The organism is Rhodococcus sp. CX (assembly GCF_015865005.1).
Classification (GTDB): domain Bacteria; phylum Actinomycetota; class Actinomycetes; order Mycobacteriales; family Mycobacteriaceae; genus Rhodococcus.
In genome coordinates, this window is the sequence record NZ_JADZGH010000210.1 from 3,471 (window position 1) to 9,023 (window position 5,553).

At 65.6% G+C, this 5,553-nt stretch carries 4 protein-coding genes and 2 pseudogenes; 5 read left to right on the forward strand and 1 reads right to left on the reverse strand.

Features of this window, described 5'->3' with window-relative positions:
• Positions 1–154: 154 nt before the first annotated feature.
• Entirely contained in the window at positions 155–844 is a 690-nt protein-coding gene (locus tag I0Q12_RS22945) for a TetR/AcrR family transcriptional regulator (protein ID WP_197255040.1), read from the reverse strand.
• 286 nt (positions 845–1,130) lie between these two features.
• Between I0Q12_RS22945 and I0Q12_RS22950 the strand changes: the two genes are divergently transcribed.
• From I0Q12_RS22950 to I0Q12_RS33620, 5 genes and pseudogenes are all read left to right on the forward strand, one after another.
• A complete protein-coding gene (locus tag I0Q12_RS22950) occupies positions 1,131–1,319 on the forward strand; it encodes a ferredoxin (protein WP_197255042.1) in 189 nt (62 codons plus the stop codon).
• A 148-nt stretch (positions 1,320–1,467) separates the two neighbouring features.
• The gene (locus I0Q12_RS22955; RefSeq protein WP_197255044.1) at positions 1,468–2,328 is read left to right on the forward strand and encodes a mycofactocin-coupled SDR family oxidoreductase; all 861 of its coding nucleotides are present in this window, start codon (positions 1,468–1,470) and stop codon (positions 2,326–2,328) included.
• Positions 2,329–2,359: 31 nt separating this feature from the next.
• Positions 2,360–3,826, forward strand: coding sequence for an aldehyde dehydrogenase family protein (locus tag I0Q12_RS22960; RefSeq protein WP_307846449.1), 1,467 nt, complete (start codon positions 2,360–2,362; stop codon positions 3,824–3,826).
• A 38-nt stretch (positions 3,827–3,864) separates the two neighbouring features.
• Positions 3,865–4,917 (forward strand): annotated as a pseudogene (locus I0Q12_RS22965) (cytochrome P450); the annotation flags it as partial.
• Positions 4,918–5,139: 222 nt separating this feature from the next.
• Positions 5,140–5,553: pseudogene (locus I0Q12_RS33620) on the forward strand (amidohydrolase); the annotation flags it as partial.

The following is a 5,553-nucleotide window of genomic DNA, read 5'->3' on the forward strand; positions in this document are numbered from 1 at the left end:
TGCCCGGTGCGACCAATGTGTGCATCAATACGTTGCTCGAATTCGAGATCGACGGCCGGACCGTCTACGGGGAAGACCAGGATGTGTGGTCGATCGAGCAGTTCCGCCGAGCGCGTTCGAGCCGAACGTGAATCCACACGCCGGCTGCGGGCGATCAGCGGTCGCCGAACCGCTCGTCGATTCCCTCGAGACGGAAACGAATGCGTACCGCCGCGTCCCGGGCGGTGGCGATCGCGTCGGCGGCTGCGGAGAGGGCCCGATCGAGTTCCGCATTCGGGTGCAGCGGCGGTCCGGCTGCGGTGTCCGACGCGGGCTGGGGGCGCAGAGCCGGCGCGACGAACGTCCGGAACCGGTGCCGCGCGGCCTTTTCGGATCGGTCCGGGTACTCCGCCGCGAGATAGGTCTGCTCGAGGAGGAAGTCGATCATCTCCCGGACAGGGATGTCGGTGCGGATGACGCCGGCCGCCTGACCGGCGAGCAGGACCGGACCGGAGATCTCGTCGGTCAGCGACCGGATGTCCTCGTCCAGCACGGCAGCGGAATGCTGCGCCACCAATGCCCTGATGACCGGGTCCTCGGGCAGTTCGCGCGTCGTGTAGACCAGGACGTCCTCGATCTTTCCGAGAATGTCGGGTTGCGCTGCGATGATCTCGCGGGTACGGGCGATGTGGTTCCGGGCTCGATGGATGCCGACCAGGATGATCATGCGGGACGTGTTGCCGAGCTGGCGGAACGCCGTCGCCCGCGACACCCCGGCCCGCTCCGCTACGGCGGCCATCGTGATCGCGGTGGTGCCCTGGATGCGCATCTCCTCGTCGGCGGCACGGACGAGTCGGGTTCGCACGCTCTCATCGCAGGCGGGGAGCGAGTGGGATGTCTGCGACGGCATGCGGCCACTCTAACGGCGGAGGCGGCCGGGCGCCTGTGCGACGCGAACAGTGTGTGGGGTCACTACCTATCTATCTATGTGATCTAGGTCTCGACAATATGGACGATTCTAGCTACGATCGAACGCGAAAGTCTCAAGACGTGCGATTCTGCGCGGTTTGAGTCTCACGATGAGTCGGATTTCCAGCGGTCGTGCGTCGTGCTCTCCGCACGCACCGCCCACGTCGAAACGGCAGGATCCAATGAAGCTCACGGTCGACACCAACAAATGTTCCGGACATGCCCGCTGCTACGCCGTAGCTCCCGAAGTGTTCGATATCGACGATCTCGGCTATGCCCTCCCGCTCGACGTGGAGGTCGAGGAACCGATCGACGAGCGGATCACCGCCGGAATCGCGGCATGCCCCGAACACGCCATCTACCTTCACTGACCCAGATCTCACCGCCGGGCGGCGGCACCGGATTCCTTCACAACGGTCCGACCTCGCCCACGAACTTCATTGCTTCACAACCGCAGTGCTTTCGAACCACAGTGCTCCGTCACCACCCACCGCCCTATTCCGAACGAGGACAACAACTATGGGACGTGTACAGGACAAGGTCGTCTTCATCACCGGCGCCGCCCGTGGGCAGGGCCGCGCGCACGCCGTCCGGCTCGCGCAGGAGGGCGCGAAGATCGTCGGCGTCGACTTCTGCGAGGACATCAAGACCAACGCCTACTCGATGGCGACGCCGGAGGATCTCGCCGAGACGGTGCGGCTGGTCGAAGAGGCCGGTGGCCGCATGCTCTCCACGATCGCCGATGTGCGTGACCGTCAGGCGCTGACCGCCGCGGTCGAGGCGGGAGTCGCCGAGTTCGGCCGTATCGACGGTGTCGTCGCGCAGGCCGGCATCTGCCCCCTCGGAACCGACGATCCGCAGGCCTTCCTCGACGCGTTCACGATCGACTTCGTCGGCGTCGTCAACGCCGTCGAGGCCGCCCTCCCGCACCTGGCCGACGGTGGTTCGATCGTCGCGACCGGCAGCCTCGCCGCCCTGCTGCCCGGGTCGACCGACAATCCGACGAACGGGGCCGGTGGCCTCGGGTACGCGCTCGCCAAGCGCTCGATCGCCGCCTTCGTGAACGACCTGGCAGTGGTGCTCGGGCCCAAGGGTATTCGCGTGAATGCGGTTCACCCGACCAACGTCAACACCCCCATGCTTCACAGCGAGATCATGTACCGGCAGTTCCGTCCGGATCTCGAGTCGCCGACGCGCGAGGACGCCGAGCCCGTCTTCCCCGTGATGACCAACATGGGTGTGCCGTACGTCGAACCCGAGGATGTCGCCGAGATGGTGCTGTACCTCCTCTCCGATGCGTCGCGATACGTCACCGGCATGCAGATGCGCGTGGACGCCGGCGGCTACGTCCGCAACCGCCCGCAGCAGCCCTCCTTCTGAACGACATCCACCGAGAATCCGGAGAACTCCCGTGGCACAGAACATCTCGAAGCTCTACATCGACGGCCGGTGGGTCGACAGTGAGTCGGATGTCGTCCTCGACGTCCTGAATCCGGCGACCGAGGAAGTGATCGGCCGGGTTCCGCAGGCCACCGTCGGCGAGGTGAGTCGCGCCATCGACGCCGCGCGGCGCGCATTCGACGAGGGCCCGTGGCCGACGATGTCGCCCCGCGAGCGGGCTCAGGTGATGCTGAGAATGGCCGACGCGCTGGACAAGCGTCGCGCCGAGCTCGTGGAGCTGAACATCTCAGAGTCCGGCTCGACCCGGATGCTCGCCGAGTACCTGCAGGTGGGCATTCCGCTGCAGCACTTCCGCGACATGGCCGACCGCATCCTGCCGACTTTCTCGTTCGAGCGCGGGGTTCTGCCGACCATCGGTGACGGGATCGGTCAGGGCATCGTGGTCCGCGAACCGGCGGGGGTCGCGGTGCTCATCTCGGCGTACAACTTCCCGCTGTTCCTCAACATCATGAAGCTCGCACCGGCCCTCGCCGCCGGCTGCACCGTGGTTCTCAAGCCCGCCCCGACCACCCCGCTCGAGGCCTTCGTCCTCGGTGAGATCGCCGACGAGGCAGGCCTTCCCGCGGGCGTGCTCAACATCGTGACGGGCGACATCGACGCCGGCCGGGAACTGACCACGAATCCGAAGGTCGATCTCGTCAGCTTCACAGGCTCCGATACCGTCGGTCGCCAGGTCTACGAGCAGGCCGCGCCGAGCCTGAAGAAGGTGGTCCTCGAACTCGGTGGCAAGTCCCCGAACATCATCTGCGAGGACGCCGATCTCGCCGCCGTCACCACATCCGTGATCGGCAACATGATCACCCATGCGGGACAGGGTTGCGCGCTGTTCACGCGCACCCTCGTGCATCGCTCCCGGTACGACGAGCTCGTCGCGGCCGTCAGCGCAGGACTGTCGATGGTCAAGGTGGGTGATCCCGCCGAACCGGACACCGTGATGGGGCCGCTGATCAGCGAAGCCCAGCGCAGCAAGGTCGAAGCGCTCATCGCCAGCGGTGTGGAACAGGGCGCCGAGATCGCGTTCGGTGGTGGTCGCCCGGCGCTCGAGAAGGGCTTCTTCGTCGAACCGACGCTGTTCGTCGACGTCGACAACTCCATGGACATCGCCCGGAAGGAGTTCTTCGGCCCGGTCGGCGTCATCATCCCGTTCGACGACGACGACCACGCGGTGCGCCTCGCCAACGACAGCGAGTACGGCCTCGGCGGCAGCGTGTACGCCTCCGACCCCGTACGGGCACTCGCCATCGCCCGGCGGATTCGTACCGGTTTCGTCTCGCTCAACGGCGGTGGTGGGGGAGTCACCCCGCACATTCCGTTCGGGGGATACAAGCAGTCCGGCCTGGGTCGTGAATGGGGCGAGGCCGGCCTCGAGGAGTACCTGCAGACCAAGGCCATCACCTGGAGCGCAGCCCGCGGCTGACGGCCCGCGCTCTCGTCGACTTCCACCTAAGGACGATCATGACCCAGACGGAACCCACATCCACGACGCCACCCGCGGGCAAGTGTCCCGTACACAACTTCAACTACGCCGAGTACAAGCCGGTGGGTGAATGGTTCGCCCGCTACGACGAGTTCCGGGAGAAGTCGCCGATCTTCCGGAACGAATTCGGACCGGGGTACTACACGGTCTCCAACTACGAGGGCATCCTCAAGGTGATGCAGGACGCGGAGACGTTCTCCAACAGCGTCGTGACCCCGCTCGACCCCAATCCGCCGTTCAAGTGGATTCCGGAGATGCTCGACGGTGACGAGCATCTGCAGTGGCGGAAGCAACTCGGTCCGCTGTTCTCCCCGAAGACCACCGAGAAGCTGGACGCGAAGGTGCGGGAGCGGGCGATCGAGCTCGTCGAGGGGATCCAGGCGAAGGGCGGCGGCGCGACCGAGTTCATGGCCGAGTTCGCCCAGCAGTTCCCGACTTCGATCTTCCTGGAACTGATGGGGCTCCCGGTCGAGGAACTACCGCAGTTCATGGAGTGGGAACACGCGATTCTCCACGCCTCGGACGACGATCTCGCAGCGCGCGAGGCCGCTCAGGTCGCGGCGATGCAGGCCGTGATGGGACGGTTCTACACGACCATCACCGAGCGACGTGCCGAGCCGAAGGACGACATCGTCAGCAAGGCACTCGAATTCGAGATCGACGGCAAGCCCGTCAGTGACGAGGACCTGCTCTCGTTCTGCCTGCTGATGTTCATGGCCGGTCTCGACACCGTGTCGGTGACGCTCGGCTGGGCGTTCTACCACCTCGCGACGCATCCGGAGGATCGTGCCCGCATCGTCGAGGATCCCGAACTGATCCCGGATGCGGTCGAAGAGATCCTGCGGGCGTACGCCATCGTGGTGCCGGCGCGGAAGGTCATGAAGGACACGGAGCTGCTGGGCTGCCCATTGAAGGCCGGCGACATGGTGAATTTCGCACTCGCCGCGGCGAATCGTGACGAGGCCGTCTTCGAGAACGGCACCGAGGTCGACATCACGCGGTCGCCGAACAATCACATCGCGTTCGGTGCGGGCCCGCACCGTTGCCTCGGTTCGCACCTGGCGCGCCGCGAGCTGCGTATCGCACTCGAGGAATGGCACAAGCGGATCCCGGACTACCGGCTCGCTCCGGACGCGGAGCTCTTCGAAACCGGTGGTCAGCTCGGCCTGACCTCGCTTCCCTCCTGTGGGACAGCTAGTCCGACTTGCCGTGCCGTTTCCACCAGCTCACCTTTCGAACCCGGGAGACGCATCATGCCACTGCAAGATCACATGCATTTGATTTCCACCGACGATCACCTGATCGAACACCCGCGATTGTGGTCGGACCGCTTGCCGTCGAAGTTCCTCGAGGCCGGACCGAAGATCATCGAAAAGGCAATGCCGAGCGGTCTTTTCCCTACCCCCGGCGCACCGGTCGGAACCCGACTGGCGGAGGTGTGGGAGTACGAAGGCCGGATCTACCCGTACATCGGCCTGAACGCGGTCGCGGGTAAGAAGCCCGAACAGTACGGCGTGGAACCCACCCGCTACGAGGACATGCTCCCGGGATGCTACGACCCGAACGCACGTGTGCTGGACATGGACATCGACGGAGTGCAGGCGGCACTGGCGTTCCCCTCGTTCCCCCGGTTCGCGGGCACGGTGTTCCTCGAAGGCGAGGACAAG